This window comes from Bradyrhizobium sp. CCGB12, from assembly GCF_024199845.1.
Taxonomy (GTDB): Bacteria; Pseudomonadota; Alphaproteobacteria; order Rhizobiales; family Xanthobacteraceae; genus Bradyrhizobium.
Genome location: NZ_JANADO010000001.1, coordinates 2,968,560 through 2,994,669 on the forward strand (window position 1 = coordinate 2,968,560; position 26,110 = coordinate 2,994,669).

Below are 26,110 nucleotides of genomic sequence, written 5' to 3' on the forward strand. Positions count from 1 at the left end.
CCACTTTTTTCCGCCAACCGATTGACGTGGTAAATTTTCCCACATATACGAAACGCCACTGAGGGCGCGACGTAAAGGGACACACCCCACAATGGCTGACCGCTTGGTCCGTATCTCCAGCTCACTGCGTGCTGTGCCGGCTCCCGACTGGGGGCACGGCGCGATCGAGCCGATGCTGCCGGCGCTGCTGCGCGGCGTGATCTTCATCTCGGTGCTGGCAGCACCGTTCCTCGCAGCGCTCCTCGCAGGCTGACCACCGTCATGCATCACACCCAAGAAACCTTGCAAGACACCCTGCGCCGCCCGTCGGTGCTGCACATCTTCAAGGTCTATTATCCCGACCTGTTCGGCGGCACGCTTACGGTGATCCGCGACATCTGCGCGAGCCTGAAGGACGCCTTCGCTTCCGCCGTGGTGGTCTGTTCGCGATCAGCCGGGCGGCGCGACATCGTGGTCAACGACGTCCCGGTCGAGCGCGTCCGGTCCTTCGGCAACCTCTTGTCACTGCCCATCGCCCCCACCTATCCCTGGCGTCTCTGGCGCAAGATGGCCGAGCATGATCTGCTCGCGCTCCACGCCCCCTTCCCGCTCGCCGACCTCGTTTTCGCCTTCGGATTCGGCGCGAAGCGACCGCTGGTGGTGCACTGGCACGCCGACATCGTCACCCATGCCGGCTTGCGCTGGTTCGTCGAACCCTTGATGCGACGGACGCTGCGGCGCGCCAAGGCGATCATCGTCTCGGATCATGCGCTGATCGACAACACGCCGCTGCTGCGCGAATTCGAGGACAAATGCCACGTCGTTCCGTTCGGCATCGACACCACGAGCTATGACTGGCCGAAGATCGAGCCGCACCATGTCAACGATCGCGGCCGGCTCGTGCTGGCCTGCGGCCGGCTCGTGCCCTACAAGGGTTTCGACGTGCTGATCCGCGCCGCAGCCGCGCACAATTTCGAAGTCTGGATCATTGGCGAGGGCGTCGAGCGGCCGCGGCTCGAGCAGTTGATCCAGGAGCTCGGACTCGGTGACCGCGTCCGCCTGCTCGGCTCGGTCAACGATTGCGAGCGCATCAAGCTGATGTGTTTCGCCGACGTCTTCGTGATGCCGTCGGTGACTAATGCCGAGACCTTCGGCCTCGTCCAGCTGGAGGCCATGGCCGCCGGCCGCCCGGTCGTGAACACGGCGCTCGACACCGCGGTGCCGCGCGTCGCCCGCCACGGCATGGAGGCGATCACCGTGTCGCCCGGTGACGCCGCGAAGCTGGGTGAGGCCATCGCGACTCTGATCCGCGATCCCGAGCGCCGCCGCCGCATGGGACTATCGGCGCGGACGCGCGCCCTCACCCGCTATTCGGCCACGGCCTTCAAGCAAGGCATGGAGACCGTCTACCGCGACGCCATCGCGGCACCGAGCGAGCAGCGTTCGGCGATCGCCGATCCGCCGCAGGCGACGGGCTGGGTGGACACCGTGCGGATCGCGGCGGCGCTGGCCTGGTCCGACATGCGCCACCGCTACGTACGCTCGTTGCTCGGCCCGTTCTGGATGTCGCTTCAGATGGCGATCGTGGTCGCGGTACTGGGCTCGGTGATCGGCCAGATATCGAACGCCGATGTGCTGTCGCGCCTGCCGATGCTCGCACTCTCGATGACGGCCTGGACCTTTCTCAACAGTGTGGTGCTCGATGCCACTACAGCGCTCCAGAACTCCGCAAGCTTGATCCGCGACCGGGCGCTGCCGCCGGTCATCTTCCTCCTGCAATGCACGTTCCGCCAGGCGCTGTTCGCGCTCCATAACGCCTGCGTGCCGCTGCTCCTGTGGCTCATCCTCTCCCGCCACGAGCACTCACACGCGCTGGCAGCGCTGCCTGGCCTGTTGCTGTTCGTGCTCTGCACCTTCGCATTGAGTATCGTTCTCGGTGCGATGGCAACGCGGTATCGCGACCTCAAGCCGATCATCGAATCCACATTGATGCTCGCGTTTCTCGCCTCGCCCATCATCTGGTCGTCGGAGATGATCAACCATCGCTCGGCCGTGATGCGGATCAATCCGCTGACGCATCTGTTCGCGGTGTGGCGCGAGCCGCTGGCGGGTGGCCATGTCGATCCCGCCAGCGTCATCTATGTCCTCGTCGCGCTGGCCCTCCTGATCTGTGCGAGCGTTCTGACGATGGTTCATCTGCGCAAAGCTGCATTCTGGATCTGATGCATGGTCTCGATCAGCCTTCGCAACATCTGTCTCGACTATCCGCTCTACGGCGCCTACGACTATTCACTGAAACGGCGGCTGCTCGGCCATCTCATCCGCGAGCCGGGCGAGATGCGGATCATCCGCGCCGTCGACAACGTCACGATCGAGGCCGAAGCAGGCAGCCGCATCGGACTTGCCGGCCCGAACGGCTCCGGTAAATCGACGCTGCTGCGGCTGATTGCCGGCGTCTATCCGCCGAGCAGCGGCGGCATCGCGATCCAGGGCAACGTCATGCCCCTGCTCGGCCTCAACGCCGGCGTCAACCTGGATTTCGTCGCGGAGGACAACATCGCGCTGCTGCTGCGGATCAGCGGCCGCAAGCCGACCCGCAGCGTGATCGACGAGATCTGGGCCTTCACCGAACTCGAGACCCGCATGCGGCGGATCCCGTTGCGGATGTTCTCCTCGGGCATGCTGATGCGGGTTCTGTTCGCGACCGCCACCGCCTTTCCGGCCGACATTCTTCTGCTGGACGAATGGCTCAGCGTGGTCGACGAGCACTTTGCGGAAAAGGCTCAGGAGCGCCTCCTCAACCTCGTATCGCAGGCGGCGATCGTGATCATTGCCTCCCACGACCAGCCGCTGCTGCGTCGTACCTGCAGCAGCATCATCAATCTCGATCGCGGCCGCATCGCCTCGACCGTCTCCGTCGAGCCGCCGTCGCCCCTTCCCTTCGAGTTCCGCGAGAAACGCGCATGAAACAGAACATCCTCGTCGTGTCCGAGTCGCTCGGACAACCCAATCACAAGCGAGGCATCTTCCACTTCACCCGGGAATTGGTCCGTTCGCTCGCATCGGAGGGCCACGAGCTCACGCTGCTGGTGGAAACTTCCAAGCGCTACCGCAAGCTGTGCCGGCGCGAGCGACGTACAAGGCTGTTTCCGGCACAGTCGCGCAACATCGAGCTGCTCGCCCTTTATCGCTTCCTCGACGAAGTCAATGTGAGTGGGCCGGTGACGCTCAGCGGCACGCGCCGCAAATTCGACTGGCTCCGCCACAGGGTCGGCATGCTGCTGTCGCGGGACAATGTCCTCTGCCTCCTGCGCGCGATCGGCGTGCGTGGCCTGCACGCTCGGCTGATCGAGAACCGGACCGCGGCGCTCGAATACATTCCGCCGGATCTGCGCCACCTCGAACTGTTCCGCGACTTCCAGCTCGAGCCCGGATTCTTCAACTATCAGGACTCCTCAGCCTTCTTTCTGCTGCCGCCGCCGCGGATCGACGCGCGCGACTATGACGTGATCGTCGTGGACACCCCGACGCGGGTGGCGATCAAGCGCAGACCGGACGCAAAAGTCATCTGCGTCGTTCACGATTTGCTGCCGCTCACCGACCTCAAGCTCAGCGACATCGCCACACGGCAATTCCTGGCGCGGATCCTCACCAGCCTGCGTCAGGCCGACGAACTCGCCTTCGTTTCAAACTATAGCATGATGCGGTTCAGGGAACTGTTGCCGCAATTTGCGCACCTGCCGGCGCGGGTCGTGTATCCCCGCACCCGGTTCGACGCCCCGGATGTCCTGCATCTGCCAGCCCCGTCGGGGCGTCCGGGGCGGCCGAGCTTCGTCATCATCGTGTCGAACGAGCCGCGCAAGAACGTCGCCATCGTCATCCGCGCCTTCCGCAGCGTGCCCCAGGCCGATCTCGTCGTGATCGGCTATGCCGGCGAGATCAGCCGGATGCGCAATCTCCCGCAAAACGTCCGCTTCGCCGGCTATGTCGACGAGCATCAGAAAGCCGCCCTGATTGCGGAGGCCCATGGCCTGATCATGCCGAGCCTGGCCGAAGGCTTTGGCATACCGATCATCGAGGCGCTGGCTGCGAGCACGCCGGTGCTGTGCTCGGACATCGCGGTGTTCCGCGAGGTCGCGGGCGAGCTTGCCGACTATTTCGACCCGTTCTCGCCCGACTCGATTGCGGCCTCCGCCACCCGCGTGCTGACGCGGCAAGAGGAGTGGCGCGGCAAGATCCGGGCACGACGCCATGAGCTTGCCGATCGATTCGGCTACGAGACCCAGGCCCGCGACTTCCTCGGGCATGAGATGCCCAGAGAACGCCTGGTCGCGGCACAATAGGCGTCATCCACATGACGACCCAACGCGCGGCGTGGCCAGGTGCCAGCGGCCTGCAAGGCTGGCATGACCGATGGGAGACCTGGCGCAGCTCGGCCGCGCTGATCCAGGCCGCGGACGTGCTCGTCGTCCTGACCGCGGCGTCGCTCCCTTGGTCGACCACGGCGCCTTCGATCTTCGTCGGGCTCTTTCTGCTCGCGGTGACGCCGACCATCATCTGGCGTGACTATGCGCGCAGGCTCGCGCAGCCCGCGTTTGCCCTGCCCTTCGCGCTCCTGCTGCTCGCGCTTCTTGGCACGCTGTGGTCGGACGGCGTGTGGGCGGATCGGCTGCACGCGATCAAGCCGGTCGCAAAGCTCGTGCTGATTCCACCGCTGCTCTACCATTTCAGCCGGTCCGAGCGCGGCTTGTGGGTCTGCATCGCCTTCCTCACCTCCTGCGCGCTGCTTGCCGTGTTCTCCTGGCTCGTGCTGCTCAACCCCGCCTGGAAGATCGCCGCGACGGTGTCATCAGGCGTTCCCGTCAAGAATTACATCGACCAGAGCCAGGAATTCGCGCTCTGCGCCTTTGCGCTTGCGCTACCCACGCTGTCCTTCTGGCGCAGCGGAAGCACCATCACGGCAATCGCCTGCCTGGCGTTGATCCTGCTGTTCGCTACCAACATGGTGTTCGTCGCTTCCGCCCGCACGGCACTGCTCTGCATCGCCGTGCTGCTGGGATTGTTCGCGTGGAGGCATCTGGGCCGACGCGCGGCACTGCTCTTGCTCGCGGCCACAGTCGCTGCGAGCGCGCTCGCCTGGATGACGTCGCCCTATCAGCGCCAGCGCATCACCGACATTGCCGTTGAATATCGTCACGGCCATGAGGACATCAGCCGCGCCTCGACCGCGCAGCGGCTGACCTATTGGCGCAAGTCGCTTTATGCCTTCGCCGAGGCGCCCCTGATCGGCCACGGTACCGGCTCGATCAAGCGGCAGTTCGAGCGCGCCGCCACCAGCGAGAGCCCCCTCGATGCCGAGGTTGTCAGCAATCCCCACAACCAGACTCTCAATGTCGCCGTGCAGTGGGGCTTGGTCGGCGTCGTCCTGCTCTACGCCCTATGGATCGCGCATCTTCGCCTGTTCCTGGGCGAAGGCCTTGCCGCCTGGATCGGCCTCGTCGTCGTGGTGCAAAACATCGCGAGCTCGCTGCTCAACTCGCACCTGTTCGATTTCCACGAGGGCTGGATGTACGTGCTCGGCGTCGGCGTCGCCGGCGGCATGGCGCTGAAGGCCCGAGCCGAAGCAGAGAGCGGCAGTCAGCCGTGATTACTGGCTCCGCTCGTGGCCGACCTCGCCGGTGATGACGTCGCCGAACAGCTCCCAGGCCTGCCCGTTGAAGCGCATCAGCTGCATCTGCTCGATCGGGAAATAATCGTCGGGCGAGGTGTTGACCATGATGCCCGGCAGTATCAGGTCGGTGTGGAAATCCTTCAGGCTCGCGGCCTGCTTCATCACGTTCTCGCGGGTGAGATTGTCGCCGCACTGCTTCAGGACCTGCGTCATCGCTTCGGCCTGGACATAGCCATAGATGTTGTTGGAGTTGGCCTTGTCGCCATCGGGATAGTACTTGTCCATGAACGCGCGCCACTTCACCACGGCCGGATCCTTGTCCCAGGTGGGATCGGTCGGGTCTTTCAGATAGACCGTCGAGATGATGTCCTTGGAGTATTCGAGCCCGGCGGGCTTGAGCACCGAGGCGACCGAGGTCGCGGTGTTGGCGAGGAAGAATTTCGGCTTCCATCCGAGCTCGCCCACCTTCCGGATCGCCTGTGCCGAACCTTTCGGTGCAGCCCATGAGAAGAAGATGTCGGCGCCGGAATCGTGAAGTGCAACGATCTGCGAGTCGATCGAGGGATCGCTGACCTCATAGGATTTGTCCGCGATGATCATGCTGGCCTTGTCGCCAAGCCCATCCTTCAGGCCCTTGAACTGGTCCTTGCCGGCATCGTCGTTCTGCCAGAACACCGCGATCTTGCTGTTGGGGAAATGATCGCGGATGTACTTTGCGTAGATCCGTCCCTCGCTCTGGTAGTTGGGCTGGAAGCCCATGGTCCATGGGAAATTCTTGGGATCGCCGAACTTGGTGCCGCCGGAGGCGACGAAGAGCTGCGGCACCTTCTTGGCGTTCATGTATTTCATGATCGCGGAGTTCGAGGGTGTGCCGAGCGCCTGGAAGATCAGCAGCACCTCATCGCTCTCGACCAGCTTGCGCGCCTGCTCGATCGCCTTCGGCGGCGAATAGGCGTCGTCATAGCTGACGAAGTTGATCTTGCGGCCGTTGATGCCGCCTTGATCGTTGATCATCTTGAAGAACGCGGCTTCGGTCTTTCCGATCACGCCATAGGACGATGCCGGCCCGCTATAGGGCATGATGTTGCCGATCTTGATTTCGGTGTCGGAGGCGCCGGGATCGTATTTCTTCTGCGCCAAAGCCGGTGTCGTGACGAGCACTCCGGCAGCAAGCATGGCGAGGGCAGCGAGGTTTTTGCGACGACCCGGCATCGTTCTCTCCCCTATGTTTTGTAGTCTTGTTTTGTGAGGAGTGTCGCAAGGAGACTCGTCGCTGGCAAGCGCGACGATTTTCCGCGAGGTGAAACGACGGATCCGGAACCTACGTGACGCGCCGCAACAGATTCAGAACGCGTCCGTCGATCACGAGCAGCGCACTGCCGATGACGACAGCTCCTGCAATCTCTCTCGCGCCGAGATCGGCTCGCCCAGCACCAGCCATCCCAGCAGGATGGCGGTGACCGGAATGAGCAATGTCACCAACATGACATTGGTTGCGCCGGAGCGCCGGATGATCTGAAAGAACACGATATAGGCAAGGGCTGTCGACAGAGCGGCAAGACCAAGCACGGCGAGCCATGTCGTGATCCCCGGTATGGGCAGATGCCATGGCTGTTCTACCGCCCCGGCGACGATCGCCATCATCACCGTTGAGGCCATCAGCTGAAACGTTGCCGTTCCCAGCGGCGGAGAGTCCTTCAGCAGCCGCCGCGCGGCGAGCGCCGCAAAGCCATAGCTGAGCGCGCCGCCAAGGCAGAGCAGGATGCCGAGCCCCTGCCCGGTCCGCGTCTCGATGCCCCAGCCGCGCAGGATGACCACACCAGCGATGCCGAGTGCCACGCCGGCAACCCGCCGCATCTGCAAGGCTTCCTCGCCGGCCATCGCCATGACGATCACCGTGAACAGCGGCGTGGTGGCATTCAGGATCGACGCCAGTCCGCTCGGAATGAAAGTCTGACCGATCACGATCAGCGAGAACGGGATGACGTTGTTGAACAACCCGATCACAGCGAACGGCTTCCAGGCCGTTGTGCTTTTGGGAAAGCTGATCCCCTGCATGCGCAGGAGCGGCAGCAGCATGGTCGACCCAAGCGCGACACGCAAAAGCACCAGCGTCAGCGGCGGCAATTCCCGCAGCGCCGCGCCATTGAAGAAGAACGACCCACCCCAGAGTATCGAGAGCACCGCGAGCAGCGACCAGTCGCGCGCATCGATCCGGGTATCGTTCGGGGGCATGGCGTCTCACCTCGGCCCATCGCCTAGGATGGCACGGAGCACCTTGCCACCCGATTTCTGACAAGGCGCCCGTGTTCTAGGACGACGCGGTCTCAGCCCCCTCACGCTTTCGCGCATCCCCGACGATATCGGCAACAACTGCTCCGATCACCAGGGTACCGCCGATGAGCGCGTGGGTGGCGGGTATCTCGCGGAAGGCAACCCAGATCCAGAACGGCATCAGCGGCGTTTCCAGCGTCGCGATCAGGGAGGCCTGTCCTGATGGCAGCAGGCGTGAGCCGAGCATGTAGAAGGTCAGGCCGAGCGCGACCTGAAGGCAGCCGAACATCGCGAGGATCACAAGGCCATTGCCGCCGACATGGGCGATGTCACGCGCAAAGGGGAGGCTGACGAGACTGCCGAGGAAATTCGACAGCGCCGCTGCCGCCACCATCGACGTTTCGCGGTGGCGTCGAACCACAACCGTCATGCCCGAAATGGCGAGCACCATCAGGCAGCTCAGAGCCAAGCCGTCGACATCGGCGCCGGCATGCACGCCACCGACCGTGATGACGACGCCGGCAAAGGCAATCAGGCTCGCAATCAGCGTGCGCCATGTGGCGGCTTCGCCGAGCCACAGCCACGCGAGTGCAGCGGCGACGAAGGGCTGAGTTGCGATCAGCACCGCAACATTCATGACGTTGGTCATCTGAAGCGCGGGAATGAACGAGACCATGCCGATGGTGGACAAGGAGGCGACGAGCAAGCCGCCCTTCCCCGGCACCACCAACTGCCACAGCGCAGCGCGCCCCTGCATCAGGACGAGAAACACGCTGATCAGCCCGCCGGCGAACACGCCGCGCCAGAACAGGATGGTCCAGGGATCGAACGGCAACAGTCGGGTGAAGAACGGCGCCGTGCTCCAGGCAACCGCGGCTGAGATGACGAGGGCAATGCCGAGACCGCGTTCCGAACGAGGCTGCCCCATGTCGATGCGACCTGACTAGGACGGCTTCTTCGGCCGCGACACCAGCTCGATCATCCGGCCTTCATCGTCGTCCGGCATCGCCGCCTTTGCGTGCGCGTAGGACTCGACTGCGGCGCGCGAGACCAGCGGCTTGTCCGCCAAGAGGCTCTCGGCGAGCTTGACTGCATAGGCGGCATCCTTGTGCCGCAACGCTGCCGTGAAGGTCGCGCCGCTGAAATCGCGGGCGACCATGCGCTTGGAATGACGCTGCACCTGCGGGCTTGCGGCGACGCCCGCCTGGATCGACTCCAGCACCAGGTTCATGTCGAGCCCGGCCTGCTCGGCGATGGCGAGGCCCTCGGCAAGGCCGGCGATCTGGATCGCGCCCAGGAGATTGTTGATGAGCTTGTAGACTGTGCCGGTGCCGACCGCGCCGAAATGGCGGATGGTCGAGCCGATCGGTTCGAGGAACGGCCGCGCGCGTTCGAGGTCGGCCGCGTCTGCGCCGGCCAGCAGCGTCAACTTCCCGGCTGCAGCTGCATCGGGCAATCCGGTGACGGGGCAATCGATGTAGATGAGCCCGCGCACATTGAGCTCGCGGCCCATCTCGCGGGCATGGTCATAGGAGACGGTCGAGCATTCGATCGCGATGGTGCCGGCCTTCGCCGTCTTGGCGGCGCCCTTGGGACCGAGCCAGACGGCACGTGATGCCTCGTCGTCGGCAACCATGGTTACGACCGCATCGGCATCGATCGCGGCATCCTCCGGCGAGGTCGCCCAATGCGCGCCACGCGCGATCAGGTCTTCGGCCTTGGCCTTGCTGCGATTCCACAAGGTCACCGTAAAGCCGGCATCGAGATAGCGGCCGGCCATGCCGTGCCCCATCCGACCAAGCCCGATGAAGGCGACACGGGGCATGATCAGTCCACGTCCTCGATGTCGCCGCTCGTGGTGCCGAAGGCGCGCTGCGCCAGCGTCGCGGCCATGAAATCGTCGAGCTCGCCGTTGAGCACGCCCGACGTGTCGGAGGTCTGCACGCCCGTGCGCAGATCCTTCACCATCTGATAGGGCTGCAGCACGTAGGAGCGGATCTGGTGGCCCCAGCCAATATCGGTCTTGGCGGCCTGGTCGGCGGCGGCCTTCTCCTCGCGCTTCTTCAGCTCGATCTCGTAGAGGCGCGCGCGCAGCATGTCCCAGGCCTGCGCCCGGTTCTTGTGCTGGGAGCGGCCGGCCTGGCAGACCACGGCGACGCCGGTCGGAATATGCGTCAGGCGCACCGCGGACTCGGTCTTGTTGACGTGCTGGCCGCCGGCGCCGCCCGAGCGCATGGTGTCGGTGCGGACGTCGGATTCCTTGATGTCGATCTTGATGCTGTCGTCGATGACGGGGAATACCTGCACGCTCGAGAACGAGGTGTGCCGCCGCGCATTGGAATCGAACGGCGAGATGCGCACCAGGCGATGCACCCCCGCTTCGGTCTTCAGCCAGCCATAGGCATTGTGGCCGGAGACCTGGATGGTCGCCGACTTGATGCCGGCCTCTTCGCCCTCGGACTCTTCGAGGTACTCGACCTTGAAGCCGTGCGTCTCGGCCCAGCGCGTGTACATGCGCAAGAGCATCTGCGCCCAGTCCTGGCTCTCGGTGCCGCCGGCACCGGCATGGACCTCGAGATAGGAATCGAAGCGGTCGGCCTCGCCCGACAGCAGCGCCTCGAGCTCGCGCCGCGCCACTTCCTTCTTCAGGTTCTTCAGCGCAGCTTCAGCCTCGGCAACGACGCCGTCATCGCCCTCGGCCTCGCCGAGCTCGATCATGCCAATGTCGTCTTCGAGCTGCTGCTCGACCTTGCCGATACCGGACAGCGAATCCTCAAGCGAGGTGCGCTCCTGCATCAGCTTCTGGGCTTTCTGGGGATCGTTCCAGAGGTTGGGATCTTCTGCGAGCTTGTTCAGCTCAGCGAGGCGCGCCGTCGATTTCTCGACGTCAAAGATGCCTCCTCAGCAGCCCGACTGACTGCTTGATCTCTTCTACCAACCGTTCGATTTCGGCGCGCATGTCGTTCTCGTATCGCGGGATAGGGCCCGCATCCAATTGAGGTGGGGATGTAACGGCGGCGGTCGCAAAGCGCAACCGCGATCGTCAGCCTTATCCGCGGCCTAGTACAGTCCGCCGGTGCCGGGCCGCATGAAGAAGCCGGAATCCGGCTGCTGCTGCTGCGACGCCGGCATGCGGCCGTCGGCATCGGCCACGCCAATGACCGAATAATTATCCGGCGGCGCCGTGCCCGGCTTGAAGGCTTCGAGGATGGTTCCGCCGGTCTCGCCCGGGCCAGCGCGCATGCCGGTCTTGGCGACGACGCGCACGAGCTTGATGCCGGCCGGCACTTTGAACGGCACGGCGGGCTTGTCGGCGAGCGCGAGCTGGAGGAAGTCGCGCGCGATCGGAGCCGCCAGATGGCCACCGGTCGCGGCGTTGCCCTTACCCAGCGGCCGCGGCTTGTCGTAGCCCATATAGATGGCGACGGCGATATCGGGCGAGAAGCCGACGAACCAGGCGTCCTTGGCCTCGTTGGTGGTACCGGTCTTGCCGGCGATCGGCTTGCCGACCGCCTTGATCACGGTCGCGGTACCGGCCTGCACCACGCCTTCCATCAGCTCGGTGATCTGATAGGCGGTCATGGAATCCAGCACCTGCTCCCGGCGGTCAATCAGCTGCGGCTCGGGCTGGTTCTTCCAACCGCCCGGCGCGTCGCAGCCGCGGCATTCGCGCTGGTCATGCTTGAAGATGGTGTGGCCGTAGCGGTCCTGGATACGGTCGATCAGCGTCGGCTTCACCCGGCGGCCGCCATTGGCGAGCATCGAGTAGGCCGTGACCATGCGCATAGCCGTCGTCTCGCCGGCGCCGAGCGCGTAGGACAGATAATTCGGCAGCTCGTCATAGACGCCGAAGCGGCGGGCATATTCGCCGATAAGGGGCATGCCGATGTCCTGCGCGAGGCGCACCGTCACGGTGTTCAGCGACTGCCGCAGCGCATTGCGCAGCGTCACGGGTCCCTGGAACTTGCCCGAGGAGAAGTTTTCAGGCCGCCACACGCCGGCACCCTGCCCCTGGTCGATTTCGATCGGCGCGTCGAGCACGACGGTCGACGGCGTATAGCCATTGTCGAGCGCGGCCGAATAGACGATCGGCTTGAATGAGGAACCCGGCTGCCGATAGGCTTGGGTGGCGCGATTGAACTGGCTCTGGTCGAACGAGAAGCCGCCGACCATCGCGAGCACGCGGCCGGTCCAGGGATCCATCACCACCATCGCTCCGGAGACTTCCGGGATCTGGCGGAGCCGGTACTGGCCTTCGACGGGCTGACCGTCCTTGTAGAGCGGATCGGCATAAATGACGTCGCCGGGCTGAAGCACCTGCGACACCGCGCTCGGCGTCTTGCCCCTTGCGCCGCCCTGCGCGGCCCGCGCCCAGCGCACGCCGTCGACGGTGACGATGCCGGTCTCGCGCTGCTTGCTCACGGCGCCGCCGAGCTCGCGGCTCGGCTGGAAGCCGATGCGCGCCGACTGGTCGCTGGTCTCCAGCACCACCGCCATGCGCCATGGCGAGATGTCGGAGAGCGATTTGATCTCGGCGAGCCTCACGCCCCAGTCGCCCGAGATGTCGAGCTTGCTGATGGCGCCGCGATAGCCCTGCTGCTCGTCATAGTTCACGAGGCCGGCGACCATGGTCTTGCGCGCCATGACCTGGATCTTGGGATCGAGTGTGGTGCGGACAGAGAGACCGCCCTCATACAGCTTCTTCTCGCCGTAGCGTTCGAAGATGTCGCGGCGGACTTCCTCGGCGAAATATTCGCCGGCGAAAGTGTGGGCCCCGTTGGAACGGCTGGTGACGGCGAGCGGCTCCTTGCGCGCCTTCTCGGCGTCGGCCTGCTTGATCCAGCCGTTCTCCTGGAGACGGTCGATCACGTAGTTGCGGCGCTCGATGGCGCGGTCGCGGTTACGCACCGGATGCAGGGTCGCCGGCATTTTCGGCAGCGCAGCCAGATAAGCGGCTTCCGCCACGGTGAGCTCGTTCACCGACTTGTCGAAATAGACCAGCGACGCCGCCGCGATGCCGTAGGCGCCGAGGCCGAGATAGATTTCGTTCAGATACAGCTCGAGGATCTTGTCCTTCGAGTAGGTCTTCTCGATACGCATCGCCAGCAAGGCTTCCTTGATCTTGCGCGCGAAGGAGACCTCGTTGGTCAGAAGGAAGTTCTTGGCGACCTGCTGGGTGATGGTCGAGGCGCCCTGCGGACGCCGGTTGGAGCCGTAGTTCTGGATGTAGACCAGGCCTGCGCGCGCCATGCCGGTGTAGTCGATGCCGCCATGCTCGTAGAAATTCTTGTCCTCGGCCGCGAGGAACGCGTTGATCACGAGCTTGGGCACAGCCTGGATCGGCAGATACAGCCGCCGCTCCTTGGCGTATTCGCCGAGCAGCGAACCGTCGACCGCGTGCACGCGGGTCATCACCGGGGGCTCGTAATCCTGGAGCTGAGAGTAGTCCGGCAAGTCCTTGGAGAAATGCCAGATCAGGCCTGCCACGGCCCCGACACCGACAAGGAACACCACTGTTCCCGCGGCGAACAGGAAGCCCATGAACCGCACCAGCAAGCGCATTATGTGTTTATCCGTTCAAACTCTGGATCAGCCCAGTATCAGCCCCTTGGCATCCAAACAGGAGCCAACCTTCACGTCGCGAATTCACCGGCTTACGCAATGACATCTGTGCCGGACTTGAGACGCTTGCCGCGCGAGATTCTCTCCAATTCCGGAACCCGCGGCGGCATTTTTATAAAGCGCCCGCTGTGGCCAAACTAGGGCTTTTGCGGCGGGACGGAAAAACCCTTTCAATTCGAGGATCTGGCCGTGGCCATCCGCTTGGTCAAAAACCCGTCGATGGCCTGCGCCATGGAGCCCACGGCACGGGACCGCCACCCCTCCGAGACCAGGTGCTCGAGGTCCCCCTTGTTGGAGACATAACCAATCTCGACCAGCACCGAGGGCACGTCGGGCGCCTTCAGCACCCGGAAGCCCGCCGACTTCAGGGGATGCTTGTGCATGCGCACCGTCGCCTTCATTTCTCCCATCAGGAGGCGGGCAAAACGGTTTGAAAAGGTGCGGGTTTCCCGCTGCGTGAGGTCGATCAATATGTCGGCGACGTCGGTCGGCTCCTCCGCGAGGTTGAAGCCCGCAATCGCATCCGCTCGGTTCTCCGCATCGGCCAGTCGCTGGGCCTCGGCGTCGGACGCCTTGTCGGAGAGCGTATAGATGGTCGCGCCTTGCGCATCGCCCTCGGCACGGGGCAACGCATCGGCGTGAATCGAGACGAACAAGGCGGCCTTGAGGTTGCGCGCGATCTTGGTCCGGTCGTTGAGGGGGATGAAGGTGTCGTCGTCCCGCGTCATGACCACGCGGTATTTGCCGGCCTTCTCCAACTTGTCGCGTAGCGCCAGCCCGAAGGCCAGCACCAGGTTCTTCTCGCTCTCGCCGCTCGACTGCGTGCCGTTGTCGATCCCGCCATGGCCGGGATCAATCACGACCACCGGACGGCCATCGGCCTTCTGCTGCGCGGCATCCGGAGTTGCCGTGGCGGGAACCGTGGCAGGCGGCGCCTCGGCGATCGCGGGCCGCAACTCGGGACGATTTTCGGGGGCGGCCGATGACGTGAAGGCGGTACGATCGACCTCCTCCAGCTCGAGCACAAGCCGAGCCGGCTGGCCATTGGCGGCCTCGACCATGTAGGAATTGGCGATCTTCGCCGGCCCCGTCAGGTCGAACACGATTCGCGAGCCGCCGGGCATGACGAGCCCATAGCGGAAGGCCTTGACCAGCCCCCGCCCCCCGCTCCCGATACCGGCGGGCAGCTGAAAATTGACTTGCGGCACGTCCACCACCACCCGGTAGGGGTCGGCAAGCGTGACGGCACGGAACGTAACGGTCTGGTCGATGTCGAGGATGAAGCGGGTCTGCTTGCCATCGCCGGCCAGACGTGCAGCCGAGGCGACTGGAAAATTCGCTGCCGCAACAGGGGGTTGCGGTTGGCTTTCCGCCGCGCTCAGGCGGGAAGAATCAGCGCATGGCAATACTGCAGCGCACAACAGCACGCATCCCAGCAAAACCCTTTGATTAGTGCGGCTCGCCACCGAATCCGTGCCTCCGAGCAGCCCTTTTAACGCAATAGAACCACAGGGTTAAACGATCCTTAAATGACAGACGTGCGAAACTCGCTGACTGTGACCGCCGTGCGACGCTCCCTTGCACGGATGGCTCATTCCTCGTATGTACGGAATGCTGACGGCCGATATTTCCGGTTGTGTCGCATTCAGCCTCCCGGTGCAGCGCCGGAACTCTCAAGACTTGGGAATTCCAGCGTTTTCCGTTCCTCTCCAAGACCAGCGCGGTGCGCGGCAACGAGATGGAGCGGGTCAAGCCCCGGCGGCGGACGGTTCTGGGTTACCACTCACGTCACCCGGGCGGTTCTGACAGCGACGTAACCCATTACCCGGTCCCTTGATCCCAAGGGAGCGGTTCGTGACCCCCAAGGCGAGCGCGCTCGCGCCATGCCTGGCCAGCAGCAACTGATTGAGGGGCGGCCCCGCCGCCCAGTGTTTCATACGGGCCGACGCTTGATGCGCCAGACTGTGCCGACGAATTCTGAAGGACCATTCGCGACGCTGCGGAGTGAAAATCCCGCGCGCCGCATTGGTCCTGAAGCTTCCGGTTCGGCAAGGCGCGAGAGACGGCGTTTCGGCCTTCCCCTCACCCCCGAATCAGGTGGACCGTCGCGTCACCCGGCAGCGCTGAACGCGCCCACGGTGAGTCGCGCCCGCCGCCGCCAAGAGTTAAGACATGCCCAACAAGATGTTGATCGATGCCACCCACCCGGAGGAGACCCGGGTCGTCGTGGTCCGCGGCAATCGCGTCGAAGAGTTTGATTTCGAGACCGCACAACGCAAGCAACTGCGCGGGAATATCTACCTCGCCAAGGTCACCCGGGTCGAACCCTCGCTCCAGGCCGCTTTCGTCGAATATGGCGGCAACCGCCACGGCTTCCTCGCCTTCAGCGAAATCCATCCTGACTACTACCAGATCCCGGTCGCCGACCGGCAGGCGCTGATTGAAGCTGAGGAACAGGCTCATCGCGAGGCCGAGGAAGAGAGCGAGAACCGCTCCCACGGCCGCCGCCGCTCGCGCCATCGCAATGCCCGCCGCCGCGGCCATGGCGAGCGCGTCCGCAGCGACATCGTCGAAGGCCTCGACGCCGGCGCCGATCCCGCAGCCCAACCGGTCGAGGGCGAGGCCCTTCCTGCGCACGCCGAGGGCGCTTCGCACGAAGGCGAGCACCTGCACGCCGATGCCGAGCATCACGGCGAGCACGAGGGCCACGATCACCACGACCATGGCGATCATGATCACGGCGATCATCGGGCCCATGATGACGATCACCATCACGCCCACGATCATGGCGATCATGATCATCACGGCGAGCACGATCGTCACGACCATGATCATGCCGACGAGACGCCCGCGCCTGTCGCGGCCGTCGGCGCCGAGCCTGTGGTCGCAACCGAGACCGTTTCCGAGCCGCACGAGGCTCAAGCCGTCGAAGCGCAGGCCGTCGAATCTCACGCGTCCGAAGCCCCCGCCGAGGTTCTCGCCGAAGCCGTGACATCGGTGGCTGAACCGGCCGACGCCGTGTACGGCGATGGCGCCGAAGCGCCGCATTCCGAGGCCGCGGAAGTGGCCGACGAAGACGACGACGAAGAGGACGAGGACGGCGAGGAAGCCGAAGAGGAGCTCGTCGAATCCGTCGGTGGCGACGACGTGCTGGAAGAAGTGCCGGAGCGCACCTTCCGTCCGCGCCGCCAGTACAAGATCCAGGAAGTCATCAAGCGCCGCCAGGTGATGCTGGTGCAGGTCGTCAAGGAAGAGCGCGGCAACAAGGGCGCTGCGCTCACGACCTATCTGTCGCTCGCCGGCCGCTATGCCGTGCTGATGCCGAACACCGCGCGCGGCGGCGGCATCAGCCGCAAGATCACCAGCGCCCAGGACCGTTCGCGCCTGAAGGAAGTGGTGCAGGATCTCGACGTGCCCGAGGGCATGGGCATCATCCTGCGCACCGCCGGCGCTGCCCGCACCAAGCCCGAGATCAAGCGCGACTTCGAATATCTGATCCGGATGTGGGAGACGGTGCGCGACCTGACGCTGAAGTCGCAGGCCCCCACCCTCGTCTATGAGGAAGGCTCGCTGATCAAGCGCTCGCTGCGCGACCTCTATAACAAGGAGATCGACGAGATCCAGGTGGCCGGCGAATCCGGCTACCGCGAAGCGCGCGACTTCATGAAGATGCTGATGCCGGCCAATGTCAGCGCAGTGAAGCAGTACCGCGACGGTCAGCCGCTGTTCTCACGGATGGGCGTCGAGAGTCAGCTGGACGCGATGTTCTCTCCGACCGTGCAACTGCGCTCGGGCGGCTATGTCGTGATCAACCAGACCGAGGCGCTGGTCTCGATCGACGTCAACTCGGGACGATCGACCCGCGAGCACCACATCGAAGACACCGCCCTCAAGACCAATCTGGAAGCGGCCGAAGAGGTCGCCCGTCAGCTCCGCCTGCGCGACCTCGCCGGCTTGATCGTCATCGATTTCATCGACATGGACGAGAAGCGCAACAACCGCGCGGTCGAGCGCAAGCTGTCCGATTGCCTCAGGCAGGATCGCGCGCGCATCCAGGTTGGTCGCATCTCGCATTTCGGCCTGCTCGAGATGTCGCGCCAGCGCATCCGTGCCAGCGTGCTGGAATCCTCGACCGATCCCTGCCCGCATTGCGGCGGCACCGGCCATGTCCGCTCGGTCTCCTCGGTGGCGCTGCAGCTGCTGCGCGGCCTCGAAGAGATCCTGATGAAGGGCGCGACCCACAATCTCGTGGTCCGCACCCGCACCGACGTTGCGCTCTATGTGCTGAACCACAAGCGTGGTCATCTGCGCGACCTCGAGAACGGCTTCAAGGTGACGCTGTCGGTCATCGCCGATTCCAGCGTCAGCGGTCCTCAGGCCTATGTTATCGACCGCGGCGAGCAGGTGCATACGCTCGAAGCCGCCAAGGCGCTGCTCGCGGCGCAGGCAGCTGCGAGCCCGCCGCCGGTGGTCGAGGAAGCCTTTGACGACGAGGAATTCGATCCGGAGCTGGAATCCGAGATCGAGTCCGAGGAGACCGAAGGTCTCACCGAAGACCAGGCTGCCGGCGAAGCGGCCCCCGAGCAGGACGGCCAGCGCCGCAAGCGTCGTCGCCGCCGCCGCGGCCGCGGTGGCCAGCGCGAGGGCGAGTTGCGCGAGGATGGCGCGCCCGCGCTTCCTGAGGCAGCTGTGGCCGCCGGCGAAGGCGAAGAGGATTCAGAGCCCGAGCAGGACGGCGAGGAAGGTGAGGAACAGGCCGCCCGTGGCGAGCAGCAGGGCGGCGCCGACCGCCGGCGCCGGCGTGGTCGCCGCGGCGGACGCCGTCGGCGCGGTGGTGCCGAGGAAGGTCTTGCCGGCTCCATCGGCGACGAGCTCGGTGCCAATCAACCGTCGGAAGCTACCGACGCCGTTGCCGATTTCGACGGCTTCGGCAACGAGGCTGCGCCCTCGATTGCGCAGGCCGAGCGCACCGTCGAACCCGAGGTTGCGCAGCCTGAACCGCGCGCCGAATGGCAGGCTGAGGTGCCGGCCCAGCCGGAGCCGGCTCCCGCAGCGGCGACCGCGGCACCGGAAGACGAGCCCGCCGACGACAAGGCGGCGCGACGCCGCTCCACCGTCCGGGAAAAGGTGAGCTTCCTGCTGAACAGCCAGCCCGAGCCCGCAACGCCGCTTGCGCAAGCGACCGAACCGGTTGCTGCGCCCGCAGCTGAGCCGGCGCCGGAAGCCGCAAACGAAACCCCGGCCGCCCCGCGCCGTGCCGGCTGGTGGTCGCGCCGCTTCGGCGGCGGCGAATAACGCCGAACATCCAATGCGAAACGCCCGGCACAGCCGGGCGTTTCTGTTTCGGCGCTGTCCTTGCTCGCACGACGTCACAGTCACCGGCATTGAGACAGGTGTGGCCAGCGTGTCGTCGGGAGAATGCCCTCGCCGAGAATCTGCGGGCTACAAAAACTCGGTTTGCAGCGCATCCAACCCGGTTTCCAATGTGCTAAGTCGTCTTCACGATCTAGAAGGGGACCAGCATTGTCAGAGCTTTGCGATTCCAGCGCCGTTGAACTGCGCCGCCTGCTGGCCGCGCGGACAATCTCGCCTGTCGAGTTGCTCGACGCCTGCCTGTCCCGCATCGCCGCCATCAATCCCGCCGTCAACGCCGTCGTGACGCTGGACGAGCCGGGGGCGCGCGCTGCGGCCAAGCAGGCCGAGACCGCCATCCTGCGCAGCGAGGATCGTGGCGCCCTGCACGGGCTCCCCGTTCTCATCAAGGACACCCAGGATACCGCCGGAGTGCGCAGCACCTATGGCAGCCCGCTGCTCAAGGACAACGTCCCGGCCGCCGACCAGGGTTCGGTCGCGCGGCTCCGTGCGGCGGGCGCCATCATCTTCGGCAAGACCAACACGCCGGAATGGGCAGCGGGCGGCAACACCCGCAACCCCGTGTTCGGAGCGACCGGCAATCCCTTCGACCCCATGCGCTCGGCGGCCGGCTCCTCCGGCGGCTCGGCGGTGGCGCTCGCTTGCGGCATGGCTCCGCTCGCCTCGGGCTCGGATACCGGCGGCTCCTTGCGCAACCCGGCAGGCTTCGCCGGCATTGTCGGCATGCGTCCGTCCTATGGTCTCGTGGCCAGCGAGAAGCGCGCATTCGGCTGGTCCAATCTGTCGACCGACGGGCCGATGGCACGCAATGTCGCCGACAGCGCGCTGATGCTGTCGGTGATGGCGAGTGACGATGCCCGCGATCCGCTTGCCTATACGCTGCCCGGCGAGCCCCTGCGCGGCCGCGCCGAGCGATGGGCCACGCCGCGTCCCGCCGATCTCGGCAAGCTCCGCCTCGCCTTCACCGAGGACTTCGGCTTCGCGCCGACCGAACAGGCCATTCGCCGCGTGTTCCGCGATCGCGTGAAGAAGCTTGCCCCATTGTTCGCCGCATGCCGCGAGGCCACACCCGACTGCTCCGGCGCAGACGACGCGTTCGCTGTGCTGCGTGCGGGCATGTTCCTGGCGACGCACGGCAAGAACTACAAGGAGCGGCCCGAGATGCTCGGCCCCAATGTCCGCACCAATGTCGAGGAAGGGCTCGGCTACACGCTCGAGGACCATGCGCGCGCCGCAACGACGCAGACGCGGATCTATCGCGCCTATCAGACCTTCTTCGAAACCTGCGACGTGCTGATCAGCCCGACCATCACGCTGAGCCCGAGGCCGTGGTCGGAGCTCTACCCCGCCGAGATCGACGGTGTGCCGACCAAATCCTACTTCCACTGGCTGGCGCTCGCTTATGCCGTCACCCTGCCCGGCCATCCCGCCATCAGCATTCCACTCGGCCTCGATGAAGAGGGCCTTCCCTTCGGCCTTCAGATCGTCGGCCCGCGCGGCGGCGATGCCATCGTGCTCTCGGTCGCCGCGAGCATCGAGGCTGCGTTCGCGAGCGATGCGCAATTGTGGCGGCCGGTTCCCGATCTGGCGCGGCTCGCCGCGGCGCCGCCGCTGTCGGCCGCGCCAGGCTTCCTCACCTGGGAATGACCCGACCTCGGCCCCACCAGACGGTCTGACAGGAGGATTCTTCGAGATGCAAAGCGCGATCGTTCTCGGCGGCGGCATGATCGGCGTCAGCGCGGCGCTACACCTGCGGCAGCGCGGCTGGTCCGTCACCCTCGTCGACCGCAGGGAGCCGGGCCGCGAGACCAGCTACGGCAATGCCGGGATGATCCAGGCGGAAGCGGTCCGCCCCTATCCGATGCCGCGCGACCTCGCCACGCTCTTGAAGATCGCGACCGGCCGCACCAACGACGTGCGTTACAGCCTGTCGTCGCTTCATCTCCATATCGAGCCCCTGCTCCGCTACTGGTGGCATTCGGCGCCGAAGCGGCATCGCGAGGCGATCGACGCCTGGGCACGCCTGATCGCCTACGCAACGGCAGAGCACGACATCCTCATCCGCGAAGCCCATGCCGACAATCTCATTCGCCGTGCGGGATACCGGCATCTGCATCGCGACGCAGCCTCCTTCGATCTCGCGGTCAAGGCTGCGGAAGAAGACCAGCGCGAATTCGGCGTGAGGTTCCGTGCACTCTCGGGAGCCGAACTCGCCAAGGCCGAACCGATCCTGCGCGACGACCTTCCCGGCGCGATCCATTGGCTCGACACCTGGACCGTGTCCGATCCCGGCGCGCTGGTCACGGCCTATGCCGATTTGTTCGAGCGCCTCGCCGGCACCGTTGTGCTTGGTGATGCCCAGAGCTTGCAGCAGACCGCCACGGGCTGGTTGGTCGAGACCGACCAGGGGCGCATCGACGCCGCTGCCGCGGTCGTGACGCTCGGGCCCTGGTCGCCCAATCTCCTGCATAAGTTCGGCTATCGCATTCCGCTGGTGCGCAAGCGCGGCTACCACATGCATTACAGCGGCGGCGCTGCGCTGGATCTGCCGCTGGTCGACAAGGCCGGCGGCTACGCCATGGGGCCGATGGCGAAGGGCATCCGCATCACCACTGGCGCGGAATTGACCGGCATGGATGCGCTTGCAACGCCCGTGCAGCTCGCCAGCGCCGAAGCCTCCGCGCGGGAGCTGATCGACCTCGGCAAGCGAGTCGAGCCCGATCCGTGGTTCGGCACCCGCCCCTGCACGCCCGACATGCTGCCGGTGCTGGGGCAAGCGCCGCGTCACCCGGGCCTGTGGATGAATTTCGGCCACGGCCACCAGGGATTTACGCTGGGGCCCGCGACCGGACGCCTGCTCGCCGAGATCATGAGCGGCGAGACGCCGGCGATCGATCCCGCGCCTTACCGGCCGGAGCGCTTCTAGCTGTCGGCCTTCGCGGCGAAGACCGCGAGCGCGGCCGTTAGGCGCATCAGCGGATCGTCCCATTCGCGCGGGGCGCGCTGGCGGAACAGCCGCATGGTCGGATACCACGGACTGTCTTCGCGCTCGCGCAGCCAGCGCCAGTCCAGCGCGTAAGGCGTCAGCATCCACACGGGACGGCCGAGCGCGCCGGCGAGATGGGCGACCGAGGTGTCGACCGCAATGACGAGATCGAGCGCCGCGACCGCTGCGGCGGTGTCCGAGAAATCGCCGAGCATAGGCGCCAGGTCGATGATGTCCTTGCCGAGCGCTGCCAGCACCGGCGCATCTTCGGGCCGCGGTTCCTTCTGCAGGCTGTAGAGCTGCACGCCGGGCATGACGAAGCGCGGCAGCACGGCCTCGGCCGACAGCGAGCGCTGCCGGTCGCCCTTGTGCCTGATATTGCCGGCCCAGACCACGCCGACCTTCAGCGCCGTCGCATCTGCGAGCGCCGCGCGCCATCGGGCCAGCTTTGCCGGATCGGGATGCAGATACGGGACGACGGCCGGAATGGTGTCGAGCGTGGTGCCAAAAATCCGCGGCAGGCTCATCAATGGCAGCTGCAGATCGAACGACGGCAACCTTTCGCCGCGCGCGATCACGGTGACATCGGGGAGCTGCCGCAGCAGCGTCGCAAGCGCGGGCTGCACCTGGAGGACGATCTTCCCCCCGCGCGCGGCCACCATCGGCACATAGCGCACGAAATGCAGGACATCGCCGAGCCCGTATTCGGCAAACAGCAGCAACGTGCGGCCATGTAGCGGCTCGCCCTGCCATTCCGGCTCGCTGAACGTGACATCGCCATCCGTCAGCGTCTTGCATTTGCGCCGCCAGCGATAGGCCTCGAAACCATCAGCGAAATCGCCGTTCATCAGCAGGAAATGCGCATGGTTGTATTGCGCGAGCGGTTGCTCCGGGTCGAGCGCGATCGCGCGGTGCGACACCGCGAGCGCCTCGTCGATGTCGCCGGCATTGCGCAGCGCCACCGCGAGATTGGCGTGGCCCTTGGCATAGGCGGGATCGGCCGCGATCGCGCAGCGATGCGCGGCGACCGCGTCCTCGGCGCGGTCCTGCTTCTCGAAGATGATGCCGAGATTGGTCCAGGCCGGAGCGTAATCGGGCTTGAGCAGCAGCGCGTGCTCGCAGGCGGCAATGGCCCGATCCAGGGTGCCGAGCTCGGAGAGACAGGCCCCGAGGTTGCTGGCGATGACGTGATCCGATGAATCGCGCGCAAAGACCCGCTGATAGATCTCGGCGGCCTCGGGCAGATGACCGGCCTCGTGCAGGACGAGACCGAGCAGGCGCAGCGCGGAACCATTGTCCGGCTCGTGCGCGATGGCGCGGCGGTATTGAACGATCGCGTCCTCGAGCAATCCTTGCCGATAAAGCACCGCGCCGAGATTGCAGAGCAGCCCGGGATCGTCCGGATCGGTCTCGAGGGCGCGACGATAGGCGGCCTCGGCTTCGTTGAGCCGGTTCTGGTCCGCAAGGACGTTGCCGAGATTGAGCCAGAGCCCGCAATAGCCGGGCTCCCTCGCAACGACCGCGCGATAGGCCTGTTCGGCCTCGGTGAGCCGCCCCTGCTCCGCGAGCAGGATGGCAAGATTGAAGCAGGCCCGCGTGAGATGCGCATCGAGCGCGAGCGCGCGGCGATAAGCGGCCTCGGCCTCATCGAAGCGCCCGAGCTCTCCGAGCGCCACGCCCAGCTTGTTGTGCAGCCCGGCATCGTCCGGCCGCCGGACCAGAGCACGCCGGAATGCCGCTACTGCACCCTCCTGCTCGCCCTTCACCGCAAGCGCATCGCCGAGCGTGACCAGCGCCGGCGCATGGTCCGGATCGATTCTGAAGACCCGGCCGAGCAGCATTGCCCCCGCGGCCGCACGATCGGTGACGAAGGCGGCCACCGCCGCAAGATGCAGCGCCGGCACGTAGTCCGGCTCGGCCTTCAGCACCCGGGCGCAGAGCGCATCGGCTTCGCCCGGCCTTCCTGCCGCAAAATGCTCCGCCGCCTGCAACACAATTCGATTCACAGCCGCATCGCCCACGACACCCACCGATCCCTTCGAGGTCCGAGATGCCGGTTAAACGCGCGAGCTGGCAAATTCCGTCAAGAAAGCGCGGCGCAATTCGCGCCCATAGAAAAGGGCTGGTCGAGGAATCTCGACCAGCCCTGCTCCTTCAAGACCGGACGGCGCAGCGAGCGCCACCAGATGCGATGTCCGATCAGTCCGTCGTGATCGCCGTCTCCATGTCGGTCGGATCGATCTGCTTGGCGAGGTTGGCGTTGAGCTTGTCGCGGTCGAGCTCGCCTTCCCACCAGGCGACGACCACGCAGGCGACGCCGTTGCCGCACAGATTGGTCAGCGCGCGGCACTCGCTCATGAACTTGTCGATGCCGAGCACGATCGCCATGCCCGGCACGAGCCGCGGATCGACCACCGCGAGCGTTGCCGCCAGCGTGATGAAGCCGGCGCCGGTGATGCCTGAGGCGCCCTTCGAGGTCAGCATCGCCACGACCAGGATGGTCAGCTGCTGGCTGAAGGAGAGATCGAAGCCGAGCGCTTGTGCGATGAAGAGCGTCGCCAGCGTCATGTAGATGTTGGTGCCGTCGAGGTTGAACGAGTAACCCGTGGGCACCACCAGGCCGACCACCGATTTGGAGCAGCCGAGCCGCTCCAGCTTCTCCATCAGGGACGGCAGCGCGCTTTCCGAGGAGGATGTGCCGAGCACGATCAGCAGTTCGTCCTTGATGTAGGCCAGGAACTTGAAGATCGAGAACCCGGCCATACGCGCGATGGTGCCGAGCACGACGAACACGAACAGCGCCGCGGTGACGTAGAACGTCGCGATCAGCCCGACCAGGTTGAGGATCGCGCCGGTGCCGAACTTGCCGATCGTGTAGGCCATCGCACCGAACGCACCGATAGGCGCGGCGCGCATCACGATGGAGATGACGCCGAACACGGCGTGGGCGGCGTCGTCGATGAAGCTGCGGATGGTGTGGCCACGCTCGCCGAGACTCATGATCGCGAAGCCGAACAGCACCGAGAACAGCAGCACCTGGAGGATCTCGCCCTGCGCGAACGCGCCAACCACGGTGTCGGGAATGATGTGCAGCACGAAGTCGACGGACTTCTGACCGGCGGCCTGCTTGGCGTAATTTGCCACGGCCGCCTCGTTTGCCGCCGCATTGCCGAAGCCTGCGCCTGGTTTCACCAGATTGCCGATGATGAGTCCGATCACCAGCGCGAAGGTCGAGACAACCTCGAAATAGACCAGCGCCTTGACGCCGATGCGGCCGACCTTCTTGGCGTCCTGGATGTGGGCGATGCCCGAGACGACGGTGCAGAAGATGATCGGGGCGATCACCATCTTGATCAGCTTGATGAAGCCGTCGCCCATCGCCTTGATCCAGTCGTTGGTGGCGAACTGTGGCCAGAGCCAGCCGACGATGGCGCCGAGCACGATGGCGATCAGCACCTGCACGTAGAGAACCTTGTACCACGGCTTTGCTGCGGGCGGCGCGACCGGCGCCCCCGCCATCGTTGTCGTCGTCATCGTTTCACTCCCCCTCAAAACTCAGAGCCAGCCAAGATCAACTTGGCCGGCCCTGTCAATTGGAACTGCTCGCTACGGCGCGTTTTACCCGCGGCGATCGACGATCCGGCGCACCGCCGGCATCAGCGTCGCGCCGAGCGCGTTCTTGACCAGTGAAGCCGCGATGAACGGCGCAAGCCCGACCTGCCAGGCCTTCGCAACGCCAAGGCCGAGGCCGAAGGCCAGCCAGCCGAAGCCTGCGGCGAGAATGACGATATGGCCAATGGCCATGGCCGCAAACAGCAGCACCACGCTGCGATCCCAGCCGCGCTCGGCGAGCCAGCCGGTCACGAAGGCTGCCGCAACGAAACCGAACAGATAGCCCGCGGTCGGCCCGACCAGAGGTGCAATTCCACCCACCGGGCCGGCGAAGACTGGCAACCCCATCGCGCCTTCCGCGAGGTAGGCGATCATGGTTGCGCTGCCAAGCCGCCAGCCATAGGCGGCACCAATCATCAGCACGACCAGCGTCTGCAATGTCATGGGCACGTAAGGCAGCGGCAGGTTCACCTTCGCTGACAGCGCCATCAAGGCGGTGCCGAGCGCGATCAGCACGAAGGCGCGCACCGCGCCGACGGTTTCGCCCGGTCGGGTCGGCCACATCAGTGCGGCGAGAGGTGAATGCGGAGCGG

At 65.4% G+C, this 26,110-nt stretch carries 17 protein-coding genes and 1 pseudogene; 8 read left to right on the plus strand and 10 right to left on the minus strand.

Annotated elements, in window-relative coordinates; translation table 11 throughout:
- Positions 1–91: 91 nt before the first annotated feature.
- The 5 genes from NLM27_RS14275 to NLM27_RS14295 are packed head-to-tail and all read left to right on the plus strand — an operon-like array spanning position 92 to position 5,626.
- On the plus strand, positions 92–253 hold the full coding sequence (locus NLM27_RS14275; RefSeq protein WP_254143905.1) for a hypothetical protein: 162 nt from the start codon (positions 92–94) through the stop codon (positions 251–253).
- A gap of 8 nt (positions 254–261) precedes the next feature.
- Positions 262–2,202: a glycosyltransferase gene (locus NLM27_RS14280; protein ID WP_254143906.1), complete on the plus strand. Its 1,941-nt coding sequence runs from the start codon at positions 262–264 to the stop codon at positions 2,200–2,202.
- A 3-nt stretch (positions 2,203–2,205) separates the two neighbouring features.
- The gene (locus NLM27_RS14285) at positions 2,206–2,946 is read left to right on the plus strand and encodes an ABC transporter ATP-binding protein (protein ID WP_254143907.1); all 741 of its coding nucleotides are present in this window, start codon (positions 2,206–2,208) and stop codon (positions 2,944–2,946) included.
- Positions 2,943–4,322, plus strand: coding sequence for a glycosyltransferase family 1 protein (locus NLM27_RS14290; RefSeq protein WP_254143908.1), 1,380 nt, complete (start codon positions 2,943–2,945; stop codon positions 4,320–4,322). The genes NLM27_RS14285 and NLM27_RS14290 overlap by 4 nt, the downstream gene beginning before the upstream one ends.
- Positions 4,323–4,333: 11 nt before the next feature.
- On the plus strand, positions 4,334–5,626 hold the full coding sequence (locus NLM27_RS14295) for an O-antigen ligase (protein WP_254143909.1): 1,293 nt from the start codon (positions 4,334–4,336) through the stop codon (positions 5,624–5,626).
- Here the strand turns inward: NLM27_RS14295 and NLM27_RS14300 are convergent, their stop codons facing one another.
- The 7 genes and pseudogenes from NLM27_RS14300 to NLM27_RS14330 all read right to left on the minus strand — a co-directional run bounded on the left by NLM27_RS14300 (position 5,627) and on the right by NLM27_RS14330 (position 15,012).
- Positions 5,627–6,862, minus strand: a complete 1,236-nt coding sequence (locus NLM27_RS14300; protein ID WP_254143910.1) for an ABC transporter substrate-binding protein — start codon at positions 6,860–6,862, stop codon at positions 5,627–5,629.
- Between the two features lie 109 nt (positions 6,863–6,971).
- Positions 6,972–7,885, minus strand: a pseudogene (locus NLM27_RS14305) (DMT family transporter).
- A 76-nt stretch (positions 7,886–7,961) separates the two neighbouring features.
- Positions 7,962–8,852 carry a DMT family transporter gene (locus NLM27_RS14310; protein WP_254143911.1) on the minus strand — a complete coding sequence of 297 codons (891 nt, stop codon included), beginning with the start codon at positions 8,850–8,852 and terminating at the stop codon, positions 7,962–7,964.
- Between the two features lie 15 nt (positions 8,853–8,867).
- The gene (locus NLM27_RS14315) at positions 8,868–9,749 is read right to left on the minus strand and encodes an NAD(P)-dependent oxidoreductase (RefSeq protein WP_254143912.1); all 882 of its coding nucleotides are present in this window, start codon (positions 9,747–9,749) and stop codon (positions 8,868–8,870) included.
- Between the two features lie 2 nt (positions 9,750–9,751).
- A protein-coding gene (prfB, locus tag NLM27_RS14320) for a peptide chain release factor 2 (protein ID WP_254143913.1) occupies positions 9,752–10,883 on the minus strand; the annotation gives its coding sequence in 2 pieces (ribosomal slippage) (positions 9,752–10,813 and positions 10,815–10,883; 1,131 coding nt in all).
- A gap of 101 nt (positions 10,884–10,984) precedes the next feature.
- Positions 10,985–13,486: a penicillin-binding protein 1A gene (locus NLM27_RS14325; protein ID WP_254143914.1), complete on the minus strand. Its 2,502-nt coding sequence runs from the start codon at positions 13,484–13,486 to the stop codon at positions 10,985–10,987.
- A gap of 230 nt (positions 13,487–13,716) precedes the next feature.
- Positions 13,717–15,012: an N-acetylmuramoyl-L-alanine amidase gene (locus NLM27_RS14330; RefSeq protein WP_254143915.1), complete on the minus strand. Its 1,296-nt coding sequence runs from the start codon at positions 15,010–15,012 to the stop codon at positions 13,717–13,719.
- 706 nt (positions 15,013–15,718) lie between these two features.
- On the opposite strand from NLM27_RS14330, the gene NLM27_RS14335 reads away from it, so the two are divergent.
- From NLM27_RS14335 to NLM27_RS14345, 3 genes are all read left to right on the plus strand, one after another.
- Complete coding sequence (locus tag NLM27_RS14335) at positions 15,719–18,841, plus strand: ribonuclease E/G (protein ID WP_254143916.1); 3,123 nt, start codon at positions 15,719–15,721, stop codon at positions 18,839–18,841.
- A 228-nt stretch (positions 18,842–19,069) separates the two neighbouring features.
- Positions 19,070–20,566: an amidase gene (locus NLM27_RS14340; protein WP_254143917.1), complete on the plus strand. Its 1,497-nt coding sequence runs from the start codon at positions 19,070–19,072 to the stop codon at positions 20,564–20,566.
- 46 nt (positions 20,567–20,612) lie between these two features.
- The gene (locus tag NLM27_RS14345; protein ID WP_254143918.1) at positions 20,613–21,845 is read left to right on the plus strand and encodes an FAD-binding oxidoreductase; all 1,233 of its coding nucleotides are present in this window, start codon (positions 20,613–20,615) and stop codon (positions 21,843–21,845) included.
- On the opposite strand, the gene NLM27_RS14350 is transcribed toward NLM27_RS14345, so the two are convergent.
- The 3 genes from NLM27_RS14350 to NLM27_RS14360 all read right to left on the minus strand — a co-directional run bounded on the left by NLM27_RS14350 (position 21,842) and on the right by NLM27_RS14360 (position 26,081).
- Positions 21,842–23,911 carry a tetratricopeptide repeat protein gene (locus tag NLM27_RS14350; RefSeq protein ID WP_254143919.1) on the minus strand — a complete coding sequence of 690 codons (2,070 nt, stop codon included), beginning with the start codon at positions 23,909–23,911 and terminating at the stop codon, positions 21,842–21,844. The genes NLM27_RS14345 and NLM27_RS14350 overlap by 4 nt on opposite strands.
- A 193-nt stretch (positions 23,912–24,104) precedes the next feature.
- Positions 24,105–25,439, minus strand: a complete 1,335-nt coding sequence (locus NLM27_RS14355; RefSeq protein ID WP_254143920.1) for a dicarboxylate/amino acid:cation symporter — start codon at positions 25,437–25,439, stop codon at positions 24,105–24,107.
- A gap of 84 nt (positions 25,440–25,523) precedes the next feature.
- Complete coding sequence (locus NLM27_RS14360) at positions 25,524–26,081, minus strand: biotin transporter BioY (RefSeq protein WP_254148824.1); 558 nt, start codon at positions 26,079–26,081, stop codon at positions 25,524–25,526.
- Positions 26,082–26,110: the final 29 nt, after the last annotated feature.